18 protein-coding genes and 1 pseudogene are annotated in these 20,154 nt (G+C 39.5%); 2 read left to right on the top strand and 17 right to left on the bottom strand.

Annotated elements, in window-relative coordinates; all coding sequences use genetic code 11:
- The coding region (locus SCSH_RS04000) for an alpha/beta hydrolase (protein WP_193743679.1) at positions 1-522 on the top strand (522 nt) is incomplete at its 5' end.
- A 93-nt stretch (positions 523-615) separates the two neighbouring features.
- Here SCSH_RS04000 and SCSH_RS03995 read toward each other — a convergent pair.
- The 6 genes from SCSH_RS03995 to SCSH_RS03970 all read right to left on the bottom strand — a co-directional run bounded on the left by SCSH_RS03995 (position 616) and on the right by SCSH_RS03970 (position 5,925).
- On the bottom strand, positions 616-1,266 hold the full coding sequence (locus SCSH_RS03995) for an ATP-binding cassette domain-containing protein (RefSeq protein ID WP_003087590.1): 651 nt from the start codon (positions 1,264-1,266) through the stop codon (positions 616-618).
- A 1-nt stretch (position 1,267) separates the two neighbouring features.
- On the bottom strand, positions 1,268-1,999 hold the full coding sequence (locus SCSH_RS03990) for a hypothetical protein (RefSeq protein WP_003087589.1): 732 nt from the start codon (positions 1,997-1,999) through the stop codon (positions 1,268-1,270).
- Between the two features lie 38 nt (positions 2,000-2,037).
- Positions 2,038-2,532 carry a hypothetical protein gene (locus SCSH_RS11365; protein ID WP_057490603.1) on the bottom strand — a complete coding sequence of 165 codons (495 nt, stop codon included), beginning with the start codon at positions 2,530-2,532 and terminating at the stop codon, positions 2,038-2,040.
- Between the two features lie 427 nt (positions 2,533-2,959).
- Positions 2,960-3,712 (bottom strand): esterase family protein, encoded by a 753-nt coding sequence (locus SCSH_RS03980; protein WP_057490605.1) that lies wholly within the window; start codon positions 3,710-3,712, stop codon positions 2,960-2,962.
- Positions 3,713-3,800: 88 nt separating this feature from the next.
- The gene (locus tag SCSH_RS03975; protein ID WP_057490602.1) at positions 3,801-4,979 is read right to left on the bottom strand and encodes an ATP-grasp domain-containing protein; all 1,179 of its coding nucleotides are present in this window, start codon (positions 4,977-4,979) and stop codon (positions 3,801-3,803) included.
- Positions 4,980-5,160: 181 nt separating this feature from the next.
- Positions 5,161-5,925 carry a (S)-acetoin forming diacetyl reductase gene (locus SCSH_RS03970; RefSeq protein ID WP_057490601.1) on the bottom strand — a complete coding sequence of 255 codons (765 nt, stop codon included), beginning with the start codon at positions 5,923-5,925 and terminating at the stop codon, positions 5,161-5,163.
- A 124-nt stretch (positions 5,926-6,049) separates the two neighbouring features.
- Here SCSH_RS03970 and SCSH_RS03965 point away from each other — a divergent pair, with 124 nt between their 5' ends.
- Positions 6,050-6,688 carry an MBL fold metallo-hydrolase gene (locus SCSH_RS03965; protein WP_057490600.1) on the top strand — a complete coding sequence of 213 codons (639 nt, stop codon included), beginning with the start codon at positions 6,050-6,052 and terminating at the stop codon, positions 6,686-6,688.
- Between the two features lie 285 nt (positions 6,689-6,973).
- On the opposite strand, the gene SCSH_RS03960 is transcribed toward SCSH_RS03965, so the two are convergent.
- From SCSH_RS03960 to gatB, 11 genes and pseudogenes are all read right to left on the bottom strand, one after another.
- Positions 6,974-8,002, bottom strand: a complete 1,029-nt coding sequence (locus tag SCSH_RS03960) for a DUF6568 family protein (protein WP_057490599.1) — start codon at positions 8,000-8,002, stop codon at positions 6,974-6,976.
- Between the two features lie 224 nt (positions 8,003-8,226).
- Positions 8,227-8,645 (bottom strand): annotated as a pseudogene (locus SCSH_RS03955) (hypothetical protein).
- Between the two features lie 607 nt (positions 8,646-9,252).
- Entirely contained in the window at positions 9,253-10,188 is a 936-nt protein-coding gene (gene ftsX / locus SCSH_RS03950; protein ID WP_057490598.1) for a permease-like cell division protein FtsX, read from the bottom strand.
- A complete protein-coding gene (gene ftsE, locus SCSH_RS03945; RefSeq protein WP_057490597.1) occupies positions 10,181-10,873 on the bottom strand; it encodes a cell division ATP-binding protein FtsE in 693 nt (230 codons plus the stop codon). The genes ftsX and ftsE overlap by 8 nt, the downstream gene beginning before the upstream one ends.
- Before the next feature lie 62 nt (positions 10,874-10,935).
- Positions 10,936-12,031, bottom strand: a protein-coding gene (gene prfB / locus SCSH_RS03940; protein WP_152972505.1) for a peptide chain release factor 2 whose coding sequence is annotated in 2 segments (ribosomal slippage) — positions 10,936-11,958 and positions 11,960-12,031 — 1,095 coding nt in all. Because the reading frame shifts where the segments join, the coding sequence is not laid out codon by codon here.
- A 48-nt stretch (positions 12,032-12,079) separates the two neighbouring features.
- On the bottom strand, positions 12,080-13,198 hold the full coding sequence (queG, locus tag SCSH_RS03935) for a tRNA epoxyqueuosine(34) reductase QueG (protein ID WP_057490595.1): 1,119 nt from the start codon (positions 13,196-13,198) through the stop codon (positions 12,080-12,082).
- A 622-nt stretch (positions 13,199-13,820) separates the two neighbouring features.
- Positions 13,821-15,743 carry a fructose-bisphosphatase class III gene (locus SCSH_RS03930; RefSeq protein WP_057490594.1) on the bottom strand — a complete coding sequence of 641 codons (1,923 nt, stop codon included), beginning with the start codon at positions 15,741-15,743 and terminating at the stop codon, positions 13,821-13,823.
- 285 nt (positions 15,744-16,028) lie between these two features.
- Positions 16,029-16,958 carry a tagatose 1,6-diphosphate aldolase gene (locus SCSH_RS03925; RefSeq protein WP_057490593.1) on the bottom strand — a complete coding sequence of 310 codons (930 nt, stop codon included), beginning with the start codon at positions 16,956-16,958 and terminating at the stop codon, positions 16,029-16,031.
- Positions 16,955-17,995 (bottom strand): galactitol-1-phosphate 5-dehydrogenase, encoded by a 1,041-nt coding sequence (locus SCSH_RS03920; protein ID WP_057490592.1) that lies wholly within the window; start codon positions 17,993-17,995, stop codon positions 16,955-16,957. Before SCSH_RS03920 ends, SCSH_RS03925 begins: the two co-directional genes overlap by 4 nt.
- 36 nt (positions 17,996-18,031) lie before the next feature.
- Positions 18,032-19,375 (bottom strand): PTS galactitol transporter subunit IIC, encoded by a 1,344-nt coding sequence (locus SCSH_RS03915; protein WP_057490591.1) that lies wholly within the window; start codon positions 19,373-19,375, stop codon positions 18,032-18,034.
- Between the two features lie 36 nt (positions 19,376-19,411).
- The gene (gatB, locus tag SCSH_RS03910; RefSeq protein WP_057490590.1) at positions 19,412-19,690 is read right to left on the bottom strand and encodes a PTS galactitol transporter subunit IIB; all 279 of its coding nucleotides are present in this window, start codon (positions 19,688-19,690) and stop codon (positions 19,412-19,414) included.
- Between the last annotated feature and the right edge of the window lie 464 nt (positions 19,691-20,154).

Below are 20,154 nucleotides of genomic sequence, written 5' to 3'. Positions count from 1 at the left end.
ACAGCCGTTGAAACAACCCCTAAAACCGCCAGTAGCGGCGGTGACGGTATGGCCTACGGCGACTGGCTAGTCAACACAGTCAAACCCTTTATTGATGACAATTATCGAACTCAATCCGACCGCCAAAACACTTTATTGGCCGGCTCATCTATGGGTGGCATTATCACTGCCTACATGGGAGCAGCCTATCCTGACATCTTCGGTAATCTGGGTGTCTTTTCCTTAGCTTCCTGGTTCAGCGAACGTGATTTCCTGCGCTTTTGCGATCACCATCCTCTAAATACAGACAGCAAAGTCTTTATTCAGGTCGGCACCAAAGAAGGCGATGAGGTAGATGAAGCCTTTGCTCCAAACATGAATCAGGCCTATATTGACTGCACCCTCCACTACTATCAATCCCTTCTGCGCACAGGACACCCCATGGAAAACATTGATTTGCACATCATGGCTAATGAAATTCACCATGAAAAATACTGGGCAGATCACTTTATTGAATTCTTAAAATTTACCCTAAAAGAATAAATAAAAAACATGACAGACCGCTAATGATTACAGCAGTCTGTCATGTTTTTCTATGATTTGAAAACGATTCGAAAAAATCAGCCTGAAAGATTATTATATATCAAAGGCCTGACCAAATGACTGATAATGATCTAAAAAAGCTGTCAGACTATCATTAAATCTGACCTGTCTCTCCTCAATAAAAATGATGTGTGTTTTTTCAGGAATTAAAAAATCAAATTGATGAGAGGTGAGTATCATCTGCTTTCCTTGGTTCAGTTTATCGTAAAAGAGATTTAAGATATCAGAAATAACACCCAAGTCTAAATTAGCAAAGGGTTCATCGAAAATATACAAATCTCTCTCAATCTGCAAAAATAACCAGATGGTCAGGTATCTACGCTCCCCCATAGACAAAGCACCAAAAGGTTTATCCAAATTATTTCTAATTTTTTGAGGAAGATAGTCCATTGTGACTGCACTGTCTTTGGACAGATCGCCAATCAAGGCTATCGTATCTTTTACAGTGGCTTCTGCAATAAAAGGCAGACCCTGACTGTGATAAATTATCCGGCTGCTTTCAGGAAAACCGTGAAAGTTTTTAGGCCGATTATGATCTAAATCAGAGATCAAGTCCAATAACAATGTCTTTCCAACACCATTTCTGCCGATAATAAGATTTAATTTCTTAGTTTCAAACGACATGCTGGCATTATCCAATAAGAGTTCCTGGTTTATTTTTAAATCAAAATTTTCTATATGCATGTTAATTCCTATCTTTTATTGAAAATACCGATGACTTTTTCAGACAATAAGTGCCTACAATAAACCACACGACTACCGGCACGCATAGCGGAGTTACAGTCGTAAGCTTACCACCTACCACTAAGCCAATCTCATTAACCAGAGAAAAGAGGTTGACAAAATGAAACGCTCCTTTCAGAATGGCATTTTCAGGGACGTATTCCAATGACAGTAAAGAAATCAGCAGATAAGACATTAAGACAGCCTGTAAGGTTATTGCATTTACCGAGAATTTTAAAAAGACAGCAAAAGCAAAAAAGCAAACAGCTACTCCCAAAACAGTTAAAGTATTAAAAAATAAAAATAATTTTAAATCAATACTTCTATTGATACATTCAAAAATCAGGAGCAGAATATTGACCTGTACGATTGCTAAAAAAAAGTTAACTAGCAAATTGACAGTAAAAACATAAAATTTTGAACCCGTTAGGCTAGAAAAAACTTTGAGGTAGTTATTTTCTCTTAGAGAAACGATATTTCCTGCCCAGCCAAATAACATAGCTATAACAATAATATAAGAAATATAGGGGGTTAACAAAACAAGTTTCTCTTGAGCATGTAAGGCCGTTTCTCTTTTGTCCAAAGCAACAAACAAATTGACAGCCGGCAAAAGCAAAGTATAGACCAAAAAGAATTTATTGGACAGAGTTATATTTAGCTGAAATCTAAACAGTGCCAATAATTTTTTTAACATGACCGATGGTTACCTCCAAGTTATATTAATACTGAAAATTATGGAAAAGGCAGATACTTTTTCTCATTTGGAAAAGACTGATTTTTATCTTTGTAATAAGAAATTTTACAATTTTTGGGGTCTATTTTTGTATTATCAATTGAAGGAAAGCCTTCAGTAGAATAGACTCTGACCAACTTACAATAATTCATTGCTGAGGCCGTTTCTTGCAATTGAAGACTTATGGGAATATTGAGATGATTAGAAGCTATTAAGAAATCGTCTATTGAAAAAGTTCTATCTCTCAGTATCCAATTATCAAGACTCTCAGCTGCTTTTAAATAGTTATAGGTTTCCAGCAATAACTTTAAAGAGACGTGCTTTTCAAAATAATCCGTATATGCATTGTGGGTATACTCCTGCCCCGAAATAAAGTCTGTAAAAGAAATCTTTTCCTTTTCAACATTTGGAAATAAATGATTCCCAAATCCAGAAGCTTCCTTGAACGCCTTTAAAAATGCTTCATATTGATTTTTGTGACAACCTAAGCCCATAGAAAAATGTTTATTCGTCCAATAAATAAAAATAACAACTGAGATATTAGGAACAATACTAATATCATTAACATAATAGTTTCCTTTATTTATTAACTTATTCTTTAATTGAATAATTAGACATAATATAATCTCCTTAATATTTTTTTAAATTTTCAAATTATAATGTGTTTATACAAACAGCATTAGTTATAAAATGATGATTTCCAATTATAAAAAATTCTTGTAGTCTCCTTTCCCTATTTTGGTTTATTAATCAAGCAAAACTTGATTACAACCTTCTTTATAATATTCATTTTAAAAAAAAACAAATTGATTTGTATTGCTCTTAATTAGAAATAAACAGCAAAAATATTTGCTTTAAAACGAATAAAAAGATACTTCTTTTATAATTTGAATTAAAACACAAGTCAAGAGCTATTTTTTATCAAATCCGCCCTTCTTCTTCCAATTTTCCTAAGAAATACGGCATCTGCACGCGCCACCAATTCCAATCATGGGCAACATCGTGTCCCCAGAAGTCAAACCAGGCTGGAATTGACTTAGCTTCAAATGCTTCCTGCAGGCGAATCGTGTCAATCACATGCGGCTCTTCCCAGGCTCCCTGACCGACAGCCACGATAAAGCGATTGCGGCGGTAGTGGTCTAGGAACCAAGGATCATTTTGATTCCAGAGATAATCAATAGGAGAATTGTAATAAACGGCTAAGTCTCCAGCAAAATCACCGGTGAAAAAGCGTGCATCATAAACACCGGACAAGGCGATAGCAGCATCAAATAAATCCGGATGGCGCAGGGCAAAATTCACAGTGTGAAAAGCTCCCATCGAACAGCCGGTAGCAATCATACCACCGTCCCAATTGGATTCATAGCGAATCAGCGGCACCAATTCATGGATAATATAACGGTCATAAGCCTCATGGGCAAGCGCCATATCATGGCCTGACTTTCCTTGAGCTAGCCACGATTCCTTATCCAGAGAGTCGGGTGTGTAAAACTTCACCAGACCGCGGTTGATAAAATCCTGACAGGCCTCAATCATGCCAAAATCACCGTATTCATTTTGGCTGCCACCTGACGATGGAAAAACGATGACAGGTTTGCCGGCATGACCGTAAACATTAAAGTACATTTCGCGGCCGAGTTCTCCCGACCATTGGCTTCTTCTTTCAAAATGCATATATGAGATATTGCGAGCAGTTAAACACAATTGTTTTGTGTCTGCTCTCTTCCTTTCTAAACTATTAAATGTAGCCTAAAACACAGAGTTACTGTTTTGCCTGAGCAAATTGGACAATCTCACGCAACTCATCCATGGTTTCAGTCCGAGCCAAAATGCCAACTTCTCCCATGATTTTTGCAAATATGCCAGGGACAGATTCGATATCAATGATATGGTGTCCGTATTTGGCTTCAATATCTGCTATGCTGTGGACATAATTCTTATTGGCTTTACGCGAAATATAAACAACATTGTAGCGATGCTGCACATCTGCGGTAAATTGGTTGTCTTTAACCACTTTAGCATATTGGTCAAAAATATCAAAATCATCCGCATAATTCCACATATCAATGGTCAAGCCACCCGGTGGACGACAGTTAACTTCAAGCGCCATTAAGTCTTTAGTCTTTTTAATACGGAAGAATTCAAAATGGAAGAAACGTTCCTTGACATTAAAAGCCTGCACACACTTCTTGCCTAGTTCAATAAGCTCAGGTGCAATATCCCGCGGTACATAATAAAACATATCGCCATCTTTTTCTACCGTATCAAGAACGGCTTCCGAATACTCTAAGCTGGAATAAAAGACAATATTGCCCTCATGGTCAGTCAGACCGTCAAAGGTCACAATATCCCCATCAATGAATTCTTCCATAATGTATTCCACTTGAGGATTGCGATAGCCAAAAAAGTCTTCCAATTCTTGCTCAGATTTAATCTTATAGGTGTCAGAAGCTCCCACACCGGAATTAGGCTTGATAATGACCGGAAAATCAAGTTCCTTAGTCAAAGCTCTGGCATCATCAGCACTGGTAAAGACGCGGCCGCGAGCGACCTTGAGCCCTGTTTTGCGGAAGATTTCCTTCATCTGTGCCTTGGTCTTGATGGAGAGCATGTCTTCATTTTTATAGCCAAACACGTTGAAATCCGTCCGCAGGTGGGCATCCAGCTCCAGCCAGTATTCATTATGGGATTCGATACGGTCAATTCTTCCATACTTGTGGGCAAAATAAGCCACGGCGCGGTAAACCTGATCGTAGTCTTCCATATTGTCTACACGGTAGTATTCTGTCAAATGATCGCGCAGACCCTGACTTAGCTCTTCATAAGGACTGTCAGCAATTCCCAAAGTATTGATGCCATTTTCATGCAAGCGATGGGCAAAGGTTTCAAAATTAGTCGGAAAATGAGGGGAAATCATGACAAAATTCATTTTTCTATCCATAAACATTTCTTCTTTCTAGTTTCTACTTTTTTAGTCTAGCATAATTTTTCAGAGAATTCTAGAAAAATGACAAAATTTTCTGATTATTTACTGATATTTTTTTTCCGGCAATAAAAAAGCTGAAGAAAATAAAGCATAGCTTCCTTCTCCAGCTTGGACTCTAATATTTGAGCCTTTTATGTTAATGAAACTGCATGCCACCATCAACCAGCAGGGTCTGACCCGTAACATAATCCGAATCAGGTCCAGCCAAAAAAGCAACAACATTGGCCACATCCTCTGGCTCTGATAAACGCTGCAAAGTGATATCTTTGGCAAACTGCCGCATGCCCCATTCATCATCTTTGCCGGCATTTTTGCCCACTCTGTGAGCAATGTCATACATCATTGGTGTTTTGACAATCCCAGGTGCAAAGGCATTGACAGTAATACCATCCTTAGCTAAATCACGCGCTGTTACCTGTGTGATGCCGCGCACAGCAAACTTGGTTCCTGAATAAAGCGTTAATTCCGGATTGCCGACCACGCCTGCCTGAGAGCTTGCATTAATGATTTTTCCGCCGTGCCCCAAAGCTTTAAAATGCTTTTGAGCGGCCTGAATTCCCCAAATAACGCCGCCAACATTGACACCATAGACCTGCTTAAACTGCTCCTCAGTGATTGTTTCAACTGGAGTCGTCGGACCAAGACCGGCATTATTAACAACAACTGTCAAATCCCCAAATTTTTCAACAACCTTATCAAAGGCTGCAAAAACATCGTCGCGTTTAGACACATCTACCGTTACAGCAACAGCATCTGTTTCTGAAAGTCCAGCAGCCGCGTCTTGAGCAGCCTGAGTATTATAATCAAGAATAGCTACTTTAAAGCCATCCTGATAAAGACGTTTGGCAATAGCAAGACCAATTCCCTGTCCTGCACCAGTAACAATAGCAACTTTTGTCATAAAGAACCTCCATTTTCCCGATTAACTTTAGTATAAACTTGGTAAAAAGTGAGGTCAATTAAAAAATGACTGCTTTTCTTTCTTTTTGATTTCAAAAGTAAAGCATTTTTGTTAAACTAAAGGTATGAAAATCTTAAGAACTTTAAATGATGCTGCTTACGAAAATACCTATTACCTTGTTAATGAAGAGGCCGTTCTCTTAGTGGATCCCGGAAGTAATGGTGATGACATTCTAGCCCAATTAACTGCAATCAACAAACCCTTAGCGGCTATTTTGCTGACTCATACACATTATGACCATATTATGAGTCTTGATTTGGTGCGTCAGCATTTTAATCATCCACCAGTTTATGTTTCTGAAAAGGAAGCTGCTTGGCTAGGTAGCCCGATTGACAATTTGTCGGGATTAGATCGCCACAGCGACATGGAAGATGTGATTGCTGCCCCTGCTGATTTTTTCTTTGAGAACAACACGGATTACCATATAGCTGGTTTTCATTTCAAGGTTGTCCCAACACCTGGACACTCTTGGGGCAGCGTTTCCTTTATTTTTACTGATGACGAAATTATACTTTCTGGTGATGCTCTCTTTAGAGAAAGTATTGGACGGACAGATTTGCCTACTGGAAATTTTGATGAACTTATTAATAGTATCAAAGAAAACCTTTTTACTCTACCCAATCATTTTAGCGTTTTCCCTGGACATGGCTTTGATACAACAATTGGACATGAAAAGACCTTTAACCCCTTCTTTAATCGGTAATGAAAAAGCTCCTGAGAGTTTTTTCGGCCCTATAATTTCTGTAGTGGGCATTCTACCCACTACAGAAATTATAGGTTTTTTTGAGCACAAAAAAGCCTCATAAGACTTATAATGAAAAACAACCACACCACCATTAGAAAGTGACTTATGAGACAGCTTAAAAATACCACAGAATTGCTTGTAATAAAAGACCCACATTCAAAATCACCTATGCTGTTCAGCACCCACTACAGTTAACTAATGTCCGAAAAGATGTTCAAAATGGACATCTTTTCGGGTAATGGTTTAAGCTTCGAACTTAACCAAGAGTCTATCAAAAAGTAACAAAGCTTTATTGATAATTTTCGTTAAAGTATTAATATCCAATTTTTCTTTTTTTGATTTCACTCTTTCTTTCGTTTGCAGTTGATCACTAATCTTTAGTGAGATATCATCTGGTGTCGTATCTGTATCTGGATGAGTCGGTTGTTCAGCCTTTTCTATCGCGCTGCCGATGTTGTGAGATTGTTGGCTAGATATGGCATCTTGGGAGTTGTTAGTCGCAGTATCTGCAGGTTGGAACACCTTGTTATATAAGTCTTGAGCCGTACCGCCACTACCCAATTGACCAGAGACAATCTCACCTTTTTCTAAATGGAGCACCGTTGGGGTTCCAAAGGTTCCAATTTTGCTTCTTAAAAATTCTTTCGAGGCAGAACTAAAGTCTGCACTGTCTGTATTATAGTAATAGACTTGACCGCCAGAAAGATTATTAAAATCCTTGATGACTGATGAGAACTTCCGACAATAGATACAAGTTGAACGGCCGAGATAGAGCGTATAGCTGCCATTTTGGTCATCAAACATGTGATAAACATCTGCCATCGTAACCTGTTTGAGGTTGGACACATTTGCCTCGTATTCTTCCGTTGAAATATCAGGATTGTCTCGCCCTTCTTGACTCTTACTTTCTGTTACTGTTGCTGTATCCGCCTCAGCTTCGGCAGCAGGAGTTTGTTGGCTATGTGATTCTTCAGGTGCTTGATTTAGAGATTCTTGAGAAGAATCGGTAGCTTGTTCCTGATTCTCTGTGGCACCTTGTATTTGTGAAATTTCCTCAGGAGCTGTCGAGTTCTGTTCCTGTTGATTTATCTCAGCTTGATCGGTCTCTTGATTAACCACAGTTGGTTGGTTTACTTGACTATGAGTTTGCGTAACGGCTGCGGGTGCTTGCCCTTGGTCAGCATTTTGACTCACTTCATCAGCGTAAGTCATACTACCTACTAACAACAATGCTGTCGCTGAGAATAATATTAATGATTTGTAACGATTCATAAATAACTTCTCCTTTTATTTTCTTGTAATTATAATTGATTCGCTTTTAAAGAAAATCTTTCAAGCGGTTGCCACCGCTCTTAATGGCTGATAACTTTACATTAGACAGTTATTTGTATTGATGAAAATTAACTGTCATAGTTAATCATTCTCCATAATTTTAGTAAAAGCAATAAGAATTACGATAATAACAGAATACCTAAGACAACTATTAGGCTTTGGCTTTACCTATTCTTGTTTCTTCTTTTTAGCTCTTTATAGAGTTCAACAGCATTCCAAACAAAGATGGGTAAGATAATAGCAAAAAGTATCCAATAGACCTCATTACCATCATTAATTTTAGTATCTAATGCTTTGTATACCAGTGCAAAAAGACCTATAACTAAGGCGATTAATATACCAATAATTTGCTGAAGTGTATTAAAAATCAATACGGGCTCAGATCTCATTTCCAATTGTTTTTTTACCAAATAAGCTAACAAAGCAGTTACTAATAATACCAGAACTGCTGGTAACCAAAAAAGTATGGATTTTCCATAATATAACCAATTATATGTTGCTAGAGCAGTTACAAAAGCTATAGTTGTTAAGATTAATAGGCCCAACGCAAAATCTTTGTGGAGATACGCTCTAATTTCTTCATCTTAATTTTTCCCTCTCTTAAAATTGATTGTTATTATCACATTAATTTTTTATATCAAATTTCTGTATTGAGAAGTTTATAACTTTTTGAGTTAAATTTACTGGAAAGTATCTGGCTGATCAATTCCAGATAACTTTCTTTTTTGTCTGCTTTGCCAAGCGACACCTATAGGATACCAAAAATTTTGCGCTGTGCACGCTTATGTCGTGAACGGAAAAAATTGAGAAGCGAGACCCTCACTGGGAAGCCGACAAAATACCTTAGAATGACATTCTTGGGATAGTGAACTCCAATTAGGGCTCTGCAGAAGGCTTGAATGACAGAAAAAGCTAGGCAAAAACACATCAATACGGGGACTAACTTGGTAAAGGTAAAGCCTCACCATCGCTGCTGAGAAGACATGTTGACCAGGAAAAAAATTGCTCCTAGAAGCCTTGTAAATTTGGGATCTACTTTCCCAAAACTCAAGGCTTCGGCTATCGAAATTTCCCTAACTTTAAGAAAGGGATTTCCCTAATTTTGAACATCGAAAAGGAGAGAACCAAATTGGTTCTCTCCAAGACTTAGCTTTTCGTCATCCACTACAGTTGAGAATGAGCCACTTTTTTTATATCTTCAAGAAGCGTCTCATAGATAAGATGGAACCGAGAGCTCCGATAATAATCCCGATGATAAACATAGCTCCAATGAGGTAGAAGACAAAAGGATTGGGTTCATAAAGAGATAAGTTTTGGCTAGCCAAATTAGGATTGAATTGTTCGAAGGCAAAATGATACAAGTAACCAACAATTAAGGCTGGAACAATAGCTCCGATAAGGCCAACCCAAGCTCCTTCAAAGAAGAAAGGCATTCTGATATAACCGTTTTTAGCACCGACCAAGCGCATGATTTGAATTTCATTGCGGCGGGAAAGGATGGTAATACGGATAGTATTTGAAATCAAAAAGATAGCAACTAGAACCAAAAGGCCTGTTCCAACCAATCCCCAGGTACGGACAAAATTAGCTATGCCAAAAATGCGGTCTGTATCGGTACCACCGTAAGCAACTGAATCAACACCTGATATTTTATCAATAGCCTTAGCTACTGACTTAACCTTGCGAGGTGAAGTTGTCTGCACAATATAAACATCATACAAAGGATTGGAGTCCCCATCAAACAAGGTCCAGTCATCACCCATTGTCTTCTTTAATTTTTCCAGCTGTTCGTCCTTACTTGAAAAGGTAATCGATTTAACATTTTTAAGTTTTTGAATTTGATTATAAACTTTGTGATAATCAGGATTGTCAACTTTTTTATTGTTATCATTGGCATCAACATAAGATTTCACATTATCTTTAGAGTCAACCTGCAAATAGGTATTGATTTGAACGTTCTTTTCAATACCTGATGCTAATTTTTCAGTATTTAGGAGAAAGGCTGCAAAGATACCGACCAGAGTCAGGGTAACTGCTACAGATGTGATAGCCGCAATAGACATCCAGCCATTGCGCTTGATATTTTTAATGGACTGCCATAAATGACGGAAAAATCTTCTAATCATTGTATCCGTAATCTCCTTCCTCTTCATCGCGAACGATGCGGCCATCTTCAATGGCAACCACACGGTGGCGAAGCGTATTTACAATCTGGCGGTTGTGGGTCGCCATCAAGACAGTAGTCCCTTGAAGATTGATACGCTCTAGCAATTGCATAATTTCCCATGAAATTTCAGGGTCTAAGTTTCCGGTAGGTTCATCGGCAATCAAAACTTTAGGATTGTTAACAATAGCCCGGGCAATTGCCACCCGCTGCTGTTCCCCACCTGAAAGCTGATCAGGGAAAGAACGCATCTTATGCTTGAGTCCGACCAAATCAAGGACTTCTGCTACCCGTTTTTTAATAATACGTGGTTTTTCGCCGATAACTTCCATGGCAAAGGCAATGTTTTCAAACACTGTCTTATTGGGCAGAAGTTTATAGTCCTGAAAGACAACCCCAATACTACGGCGAAGAATAGGGACTTCCCGCTTTTTCATTCTGGCCAGATTAAATTTACCGACCTTAAGCAAACCTTTGGTTGTTCTTTCTTCACGGTAAAGCAGTTTGATAAAGGTTGATTTTCCAGCGCCTGACGGCCCTACCAAATAGACAAATTCGCCTTGATTGACTGAAATCGATATATTTCTCAAGGCAGTTACGCTGCGGTGATACTTTTTGGTAACACCCTTCATTTGAATTAATGCCATGTGTCTGTTTCCTTTTCTTTAATAATTTTGGATAATTGTACTCCTCTGATAAAATCAGCAGGCTATTCCATACGCCATTTGAGAAAGGCATCAATAAAGCCGTCCAATTCACCGTCCATAACCTTATCGACCTGAGCAACTTCATAACCTGTACGATGATCTTTTACCATGGTATAGGGGGTAAAGACGTAGGAGCGAATCTGACTGCCCCAAGTGATTTCTTTTTTATCACCTTTAAGAGCATCTACTTCCTGAGCCTTCTTTTCCTGCTCCAGTTGATAGAGCTTTGCCTGCAGCATTTTCATAGCCCGATCGCGGTTGCCATATTGCGTACGGTCAACTGTTGAAGCTACTACGATACCAGTTGGTATGTGAGTCAGGCGAACTCCTGTTGAGACTTTGTTGACATTTTGGCCGCCGGCGCCGCCGGAACGAAAGGTATCCATTTTGATGTCCTCATCCCGAATATCTACTTCAATCGTATCATCCAGTTCGGGCATGACTTCGACAGAGGCAAAGGAGGTGTGACGGCGTTTAGCCGAGTCAAACGGTGAGATTCTTACCAAACGGTGAACCCCCATTTCTGACTTCAAAAGACCATAAGCATTGGAACCTTCAAAAGATAGGGTCACAGACTTAATACCAGCCTCGTCGCCCGCTTGGTAATCCAGAACTTCTACCTTGAAGTTTTTGCTGTTGCCAAAGCGTGTATACATGCGCAGCAGCATATCTCCCCAGTCCTGAGCTTCTGTACCGCCTGAACCCGGATGAATTTCTAAAATCGCATTATTGGCATCGTAAGGTTCTGACAAAAGAAGCGTCATTTCATAGTTGGACATCATCTTGTCCAGTTTTTCCAGACTTTCTTCCAAGTCCGCCTGCATTGACGGCTCTTCATCTGCCAATTCATACAGAATCTCAGCTTCATCGGATAAGTCTTCCATGCTGCGGAAAGTATCATATTTAAGCTTTAACTCGTTTAACTCTTGCGATGTTTTTTGAGCGGCAATATTGTCATCCCAAAAGTCAGGCTCGGTCATTCGATTTTCTAAAAGAGCAATCTCTTCTTCTAACCGCTCTAAGTCAAAGAGACCTCCGAAAGCCAGTCAGCTTTTCTTTGTTTTCTGCTAATTTTTGGCGCATTTCTGCCATATCCATAGTTCATACCTCATTTTTCAGTATCTGTTTTATTCTAACATAGTTCATTTAAAATTGCCATCTATTAAGCACAGCATCTCGTTCTTTTATGATAGCTTCGTTGTCTGAATCAATGCTTAAAATAAAGTCCCGCAGGTCCTCTGTCGGTTTTTTGACAATTTCGCCCAAGGCCCAGATGGCCGTTGCAGCGTGAATAGGATTTTGGCTGCTGTCAATGATTTCCAGCAGTTTAACAACAGCGCTTTTGTCATGAGCATTGGCCAGAGCAATGATGGCATTGCGCTGTAAAATATTTTTCCCTCGCCAGGAAGCAGCAATCATACCAAATCTTTTCTTAAACTGACTGTTAGACAAATTTAAAAAAGGAATCAGCTCTGGTTCTGCCAGTTCGGGATCAATTGTGCTGGCCAAAGGATTATTGAGCCCTTTATTATAAGGACAGCAGATTTGGCAAATATCGCAGCCGTAAATGACAGTCTTGATTTTCTTTCTAAATTCAAGATCCATCATGCCCTTATCCTGTGTCTGAAAAGACAGGCAGCGTTTGGCATTCATTGATCCGTCACCAAGCAAGCAGGATGTCGGACAGGCGTCCAAACAGCGGCGGCAGTCGCCACAGTCATAATCAACCGGACTGTCAGGCTCAATTTCCAGATTGGTAATCAATTCTCCCAGATACATATAAGAGCCAAATTCCTTGGAAATGACCAAACCGTTTTTCCCAATAAAGCCTATCCCAGCCCGTCTGGCAACGGCTGTATCAACCAAGGCACCTGTATCAACCATGCCTTTATACTCAAAATTTTCAGTCAGCTTTTCGATTCCGTCGGCCAACTGTTTGAGCTTGTCCTGCAGAACATAGTGATAATCCAAGCCCCAGCTGTTAGGGGTGATTTTGCCGCGACGATACTGCGTTTTGGGCGGTTTAACAGGTAGTTTGTTGGGATAGGCTACAGCAACAGAGATAATCGTTTTAGCACTTGCCAAGGACAGCTTGGGTTTGATTCGTTCTTCAATATTTTTATGTTCAAAACCCGAAGAACGCCCTTCCTCAACAGAAGCGCGCAGCGATTTTTCCAAATAAGCAAAATCATCGGCAGTCGTAAAACCAATTTTTGAAATCCCGATTTCTCGAGCCAGCTGCTGAATTTCTTCCTTAATGTTCATAACTCTATCTTAAAGCATTTTTAAAAAGAGGGCAAGTCACAAAATGAAAATAAATGTAACTAAAAGTATGAAGAAAAAAATCAACACGGCTTCTTAAACTTGAGACAAGATTGCAACAAAATACCTGAGCAAAAATAAAGACTGGAAAGCTTAAGTTCGTTCCAGTCTTAGGTTGTAGACAAACTCTATAGTTAGAATGTCACAAGCACAAACATCTTAGGATAATATCAATTAACAATCTATAAATAACTAGACGAATGAAACGAGCCTGACCCAGATACTTTCCGCTGTAGCAAAAACGCCAGAAATGAGTGATTTCTGGCGTTCGGAGATTTTGAGACTTGGGCTCAAAATCTAAGTATGAAATTCCAAAGGAAGTTACTGCGACGGTTGCCGTTAGAAATCGATATTATTTCTAACGGCAATCTAATGCAAAACCTAGTCAAAAGCTATAGCGTTGGCGTTTGGTTTTGCCGTCCGCGCTACCTAAGGAAAGTATCATAACACAATAATTCTTTTGATAAAAGTTGACTTTTTCTTCAGTCTGAGACTGGAAAGCTTAAGTTCGTTCCAGTCTTATACTTTTAATTGTTCCAGCAGCTAGTTGCTTACCTGCTGGGATTTAATAATTATCAAAGTGTCGATAAAGGTATTCTAAATGTTTGATTTCATCGCAAATACGATGGCCGATATTGGTATCTTTGACTAAAATACGGCGACTGGACTCTTCAACCAGACGTCTGCTTGAGAGAATGTCGTACTTTCCTGTCAAAACATCTTGACTGCTTGTAAAGGGTTGGTGCGCTACCAGCACCATACCATAGCTATTAAAAACTAGGGTATAGCCTGCAAGACCTGTTTTCTTTTGGTAAGCCTTGGCAAAACCACCATCAATAACAAGCATTTTACCATTGGCCTTAACAGGAGTTTCCCCGTCTTTTTCTTTTACAGGCGTATGTCCATTAATAATATGCCCTTCTTCACTCAGACCAAATTCCTTCAAAATATCCCGGCAAACTGTTTCCTCATTTCGCAATCGGTAATAAGGATTTTTTATTTCTTCATGTGTTGCCTTGTCCTCAATAAAATAACGCTCAAAGGTTGTCATGGCTTTTTTTCCAAAAAGAGATGAGTTTTCCCCTACCCAAAGGTACCAGAACAAATCTGTCGCAAAGTCATTATGCTTATCGGGATGGTGGTAAGACCGGCGAATCTGATCTTCATAAAAATCCAGAAGCTTCTTGCCGGAATAGCTGCTATCTTTTACCTTCAGCGATCTAAAATCACCGTTTTCATGCAGGGGAATACAGCCGTGAAAAAGCAGATTGCCATTGTACTTCAGATACATAGAGCCTTTTTCAAAGAGAAAATCAATATGACGTTTCAGACACTCAGAAGTCTGAAAGGCATGCATCAATTGCTGCAGAAGTTCTTCTTCTTCCTCGCTCAGGCAGCTAGGATCTTCAGCTACAATACAGCTGCTGTTGAAGTTTGATAGAGTGTAGGTTTTCCCCTGCAAACAAATCGTCTTTTTCTTATAATCAATCATTTCCAGAAGCTGACGGTGTTCCAGATGAAAGTCCGGCTGACGGTGAATCAGGCTATTTTCCAGTTTAAACTGCAAAATGGCTGTTGCCTGTTGAACAAGGTTCAGCAAGTCGCTTTCTTCCTGAGACAGACAGCCTTCATCCAAAATAGGATCAAAAGCTGGCACAGGCTGGTAATACTTGCGGCTGTAATCAACAAGCTTTCTCAAATTGATTCCATAGCGATCTTCAATCAAGGTTAAATTATTATATCTGGCAGCAATACGAATGACATTAATCATACAGACATGGGAACCTGAAACAGCCCCCATCCAGGTAATGTCATGATTGCCCCACTGAATATCAACATTAGGCAGCTTCTCCAGCCGTTTTAAAATAATATCAGGGTATTTGCCACGGTCATAAATATCACCGACAACATGCAAGACATCCACCGCCAAGCGCTGAATAACATAAGACAGTGCTATAATCAGCTCCTCTAGCTGATTAAGTTCTGTAATCTTATCAATAATAGCATCAAAATAGCCTTCTTTATCAGGATTCCGCTCAATTTCTGCCAAGAGCTCTTCGATAATATAAGCAAAATTAGCCGGCAGACTTTTGCGAACCTTAGAGCGCGTGTACTTATTGCTAAGATATTTAAGAACCTGAATCTGAATAGGCACCAAAGAAATAAGTTTTTTCTGCAAAGCTTTTGCCGAAAGCTCCTGCTTATCAGAAGCTATTTTTTGTTCGGGGTAGTAAACAAACAGGCAGAATTCTTTACTGTCTATAGCCGATAGCTGGTAAAGATCAAAGCATTCCTGAATTTTAGATTTGATAGATCCCGAACAAGTTCGCAAAATATAATCAAAAGCAGGGTATTCCCCGTGTATGTCGCTGACAAAGTGCTCTGTTCCTTTAGGTAAATGGCAGATGGCTTCCAAATTGATAATTTCAGTCAGAATATCTGCTTTAGTGGGAAATTTTTCTTTAAGTAGTTGATAAAAGGCTTTCATGTATTCTCCTTTGGCTGCACAATTGAAAAGAAGTGAACAACAACAAACAGCAAAAGCAGCTGCTGCACTACAGATTATAATTTTTTTTGATAGCGCTGTCAATTGCTGACAAATCCATCATCTTTGCAAAATGGCAGTCCTTTTTTAAGACTGAAATGACCTGCCTATCAGCGGTAAAAGGCAGAAAATAAGCCTTTTTTGTCCTGCATATTTGCTTTTGACAAAATAAGGAGGCTAAGACAAAAGTCCTGCCTCCTTTGGGGTTATTCAAAATTAAGCCTTTGCTTATTTTATAGGAGTTGCCAATTCTTCAACCAGTTTTGCCAGCTCGATAATGTTTGATTTTCCTATTGTTTGCAGCCATTCAGCAGCCTTATCGCTGCCTGCTTCTTTATAGGCTTTTGCAGCGCCTGCCCAAGTTGCACGGCCGCAAAGGACACCATTGAAGGTTGAACCGCTTGCCTTAGCAAAATTAAGAGTATCATGAAACATTTGTGCACTGACGCCGGCACTTAAGAAAACAAAAGGAAGATTGCTTATTTTTGCCTGCTCCTTATAAAAAGCGGCTGCTTCTTCTTTTGTATAAACGTAATCATCTCCAAAGCCTTCCACAAAATTCATATCAACTGGCACTTCGACCTTTAAAACGGAGACATGATAGCGTGGATCAGCATAAAGCTTCATGGCTTCAATAACTTTGTGCGGTTTGATTTTAGCATATTCTCTTTTGTCAGAGATAGCAGCATCATAAGTGATAATTTCAAGGAAAAAGGGCAAATCTTCTGCAACACATTCAGACCCGACACGCTCGACAAAGGCCTGTTTACAATCGTTAATAGCCTTGTCTTCGTCAACATCTACATAAATTAAGAGCTTAACAGCATCTGCTCCTGCTTCCTTGAGACGCTTGACACTTTGATTGGCAATCAAATTCGGCAGCCGGCCAGCCACTGTAGAGTCATAACCTGTTTTTTCATAGGCCATCAGAAGACCGCAATTCTCATCCCTTTTAGCAGCAGCCGGCAGACCAAACTCCGGATCCAGCAAGATAGAACTGGCATGAGCTGTCAAATTTTCCGAAACCAGACTCTTGAAATTTTCTAAGGATTCTTGAGAGGCATCCTCACCAAGCATCCGGCGCAAGGCTCCGCGCTGATCGATGGCCAGAGCCGAAATGATGCCGCTTGGAGTTGTTAATTTTTTCAAACTGCTCATGCATTCTCCTCCCTTACTGTGACAAAAATTTTCCCGTCAATTTTACGCTCGCGATAATCTTCAAAGATTGTCGGAAAAGTTTCTAAAGTAACCTCTGCTGCAATCAAAGGGTCAATCTTGATCGCTCCTTTTTGAAAAAGGTTAACAGCCTCAGTCCACTCTTCTCCCGGCCACGGTGCTGAATAATTCATCCACGAACCATATGCCGTTAATTCTTTCCGATTAATTAATTCAAATGTTTGAAAATCAATGGTCAGATCTTTATGCGGCGTTCCGATATAAAGAATGCTCCCTTTTTTAGCGGCTAATTTGTTGACTATATAGTAACTTTGATTAGCTCCGGAGGTTTCAGCAACAAAGTCAAACTGATTATAGGCTGCTTCAAGCGCTGCCTTATCCCGTGTATTGACCGTGTCCTTAGCCCCCAGCTTTTTAGATAAAGCTAATTTATCATCGCTGATATCAAAGGCCGTCACATCATAACCATAGCTCACCAAGACCTGAAGGGCTAAAAGACCGATGCTGCCCATCCCAATAAGAGCAACCTTTTTAACGGCTAAGTCTTTCAGTCCAGCAATCTTAAATCCATGAAGATTAACCGTTAAAGGCTCAATAAAGGCCGCTGTCCGAAGGTCAATCGTTTCTGGAATATGAATAAGGTTTTCTTCTGGAATAATGACATACTCCTCTAGACCGCCATTTTCACGGGAGCCAATAAAACCATAACCTTCGCTCAAGGAATAATTTCCTTTTTTGCTTTGCTCATCATTAAAGTTAGGTTTTAAAGGAATAATGGCTACCTTATCTCCTACATGATACTGATCAGAATTGCTCGCTTCAACAGTACCTGAAAATTCATGGGTTAAAATAATGGGATAAAATTTTGCCTGATTTTCAAAAAAGCGAACATAATCTGACCCGCAGATACCCGCATAAGCAACTTTTACTAGAACATCTCCGGCCTTTTTTAAGACAGGCTTTTCAATGTCCTCTACTTCAATATTATTATTTTCTACCAAGACCACTGCCTTCATCATCAATCATCTTCTTTCAGTCAATTTTTTCTTAAATAATTACTGACTTTCTCGAGTCTTCTGTAATTTTTTAAAACGAGCCCAAGTCATATACAGCCCAATCGCATAAATAATAGCAATTACCACAAGTCCCAGTGCATTTGTCATGTGGAAAAGCTGTGTGAAAACATAAGTAATTGGCGATCCGCCTTGGTCAAGTGCAGCAACCTTACCGCTAGTATCAGATAAGGTACCTGTCATTTGTGCCAATTTAGTTGTCAGACCAACAGATTCATTAGCAATCCAAACTGTAATATACATAATAATGGAACCAGAAATTAAGGTTCTAAAAAGATTGCCTTTATGCACTGCCACTCCCATGGCAATAAAGAAACCGATAGTCGCCAAATCACCAAACGGCAAAACTTGATTTCCCGGCACAATAAGAGCGATGACAATACTGAGCGGAATAAAAATCAAACCTGCAGAGACAACGGTCGGGTCACCAAGCAAAATCGCTGGATCCAAACCGATAAGAAATTCACTGCCCTTGAATCGTTTCGAAAGTCTTTCCTTAACCACTTCTGAAATAGGCATCAGGCCTTCCATAATTGGCTTGATAACCTTTGGCATCAAGGAAATAACGGCAGCAACCTTAATGGCTAACTGAAGAATAGCTTTCACATCATAACCAGCTAAAATACCGATAATAATACCTAGGAAGAAGGCAACAATAACAGGCTGACCAAAGATTCCCAGACGTTTTTCAATTTTATCACTGTCAATAGTAATCTTATTTAATCCTGGAATTTTATCAATAATGGCATCCACCATAACGGCAAAGGGAGCCATATAGGCTGATGTTCCATGAGGCACTGCTATGCCCTCCAAACCAAAATAATCCTCAGTGTCATAGCGGAACCAATCACCAAACTTGTAAGCAATAACAGCATGAACAATAACACCGAGAATACCAATCCAATAATTGCCAGTTGCTGCATAAGCTATTGCTCCGGTAAAGGTCATATGCCACACATTCCAAATGTCAACATTAACGACACGGGTCATTTTTAAAAGCAACATGACAATATTGACCAAAATAGCGATAGGAATAGCGATTAAGGCAATTTTACTAGCCCAAGTAATCGGTGACATACCCGGCCAGCCAACATCAACAACCTTGAGATTTAGACCAAAATTTTCAGCCATTGCTTTGGCGGCAGGACCAATGCTGGCCTGCATGAAGTCTACGATAATACCAATGCCGACAAAACCTATCCCAATGGAAATGGCAGAATAAAAAGCTTTCCCGACCTTAATGCCAAAACAAACGGCAATGATAAAAATAACCAGCGGCAGCATTACAGATGCGCCTAAATCAATGATATACTGTAAAAATGCCATGAGTTTAACCTCTTTCTTTTTTAAAGCCTTTACTTTTTATCGTAAATATCCCAAAATATCTTCTTCCAGCTTTTCTTCATTGATGCCAGAAATAAAGCCCATAACCGTTAAAACCGGAATATCATCATAATTTTTTTTGACCCGCATGGTGGTGCAAATCAAATCCGTACCAGACAAATGTGATTCAATTTCACTGATGCGGCACTGCACCAAATCAAGATCAATGCCATTCTTGTCACAGAGTTCCTTAATTCTGTTTGCTGCCACTGTTGAAGTTGCGACCGCTCCGCCGCAGGCTACAATAACTTTTTTCATGCTTCTTCTCCTTTAATTAAGATACAAAGGGCGTTAAGAAATCCGTATAAAAATAGGAAACTGACGCTGTGTCGTTAAGACACAAGGAAGTTTATCTTTTTTACTAGGATTTTAGCCCGTGTTCAGTTATTAAGATACAAAGGGCGTTAAGAAATCCGTATAAAAATAGGAAACTGACGCCGTGTCATCAAGACACAAGGAAGTTTATCTTTTTTACTAGGATTTTAGCCCGTGTTCAGTTCGTAAGATACGGCAGAGGATTGTTATCTAAGTGCTTTGCACTTGATAACAAACGCCAATCACCATCGTGAATTGCCTACCTCTCCCGCTAACGTCGTTTGCTTAGTAAAATCGACTAACCAAACGACGTGTCGCTAAGCCGTTAAGCGACTCAAAGAAATTTAGGGAGTCTGACGAAGAATCCCTAAAGATTCTAGGAAGGCGAGTCTAATTTCACAGTGTCG

Source organism: Streptococcus orisasini (assembly GCF_001431045.1).
Lineage (GTDB): Bacteria > Bacillota > Bacilli > Lactobacillales > Streptococcaceae > Streptococcus > Streptococcus orisasini.
Note: the sequence above shows the minus strand (reverse complement) of the source record. Positions and strands in the feature narration are given on the sequence as shown.

Excerpts from the sequence above, each read along its gene's own strand:
- SCSH_RS03995 (WP_003087590.1), bottom strand. The coding sequence starts at position 1,266 with ATGCATATAGAAAATTTTGATTTAAAAATAAACCAGGAACTCTTATTG.
- SCSH_RS03990 (WP_003087589.1), bottom strand. The coding sequence starts at position 1,999 with ATGTTAAAAAAATTATTGGCACTGTTTAGATTTCAGCTAAATATAACT.
- SCSH_RS11365 (WP_057490603.1), bottom strand. The coding sequence starts at position 2,532 with ATGGGCTTAGGTTGTCACAAAAATCAATATGAAGCATTTTTAAAGGCG.
- SCSH_RS03980 (WP_057490605.1), bottom strand. The coding sequence starts at position 3,712 with ATGCATTTTGAAAGAAGAAGCCAATGGTCGGGAGAACTCGGCCGCGAA.
- SCSH_RS03975 (WP_057490602.1), bottom strand. The coding sequence starts at position 4,979 with ATGGATAGAAAAATGAATTTTGTCATGATTTCCCCTCATTTTCCGACT.
- SCSH_RS03970 (WP_057490601.1), bottom strand. The coding sequence starts at position 5,925 with ATGACAAAAGTTGCTATTGTTACTGGTGCAGGACAGGGAATTGGTCTT.
- SCSH_RS03965 (WP_057490600.1), top strand. The coding sequence starts at position 6,050 with ATGAAAATCTTAAGAACTTTAAATGATGCTGCTTACGAAAATACCTAT.
- SCSH_RS03960 (WP_057490599.1), bottom strand. The coding sequence starts at position 8,002 with ATGAATCGTTACAAATCATTAATATTATTCTCAGCGACAGCATTGTTG.
- ftsX (WP_057490598.1), bottom strand. The coding sequence starts at position 10,188 with ATGATTAGAAGATTTTTCCGTCATTTATGGCAGTCCATTAAAAATATC.
- ftsE (WP_057490597.1), bottom strand. The coding sequence starts at position 10,873 with ATGGCATTAATTCAAATGAAGGGTGTTACCAAAAAGTATCACCGCAGC.
- queG (WP_057490595.1), bottom strand. The coding sequence starts at position 13,198 with ATGAACATTAAGGAAGAAATTCAGCAGCTGGCTCGAGAAATCGGGATT.
- SCSH_RS03930 (WP_057490594.1), bottom strand. The coding sequence starts at position 15,743 with ATGAAAGCCTTTTATCAACTACTTAAAGAAAAATTTCCCACTAAAGCA.
- SCSH_RS03925 (WP_057490593.1), bottom strand. The coding sequence starts at position 16,958 with ATGAGCAGTTTGAAAAAATTAACAACTCCAAGCGGCATCATTTCGGCT.
- SCSH_RS03920 (WP_057490592.1), bottom strand. The coding sequence starts at position 17,995 with ATGATGAAGGCAGTGGTCTTGGTAGAAAATAATAATATTGAAGTAGAG.
- SCSH_RS03915 (WP_057490591.1), bottom strand. The coding sequence starts at position 19,375 with ATGGCATTTTTACAGTATATCATTGATTTAGGCGCATCTGTAATGCTG.
- gatB (WP_057490590.1), bottom strand. The coding sequence starts at position 19,690 with ATGAAAAAAGTTATTGTAGCCTGCGGCGGAGCGGTCGCAACTTCAACA.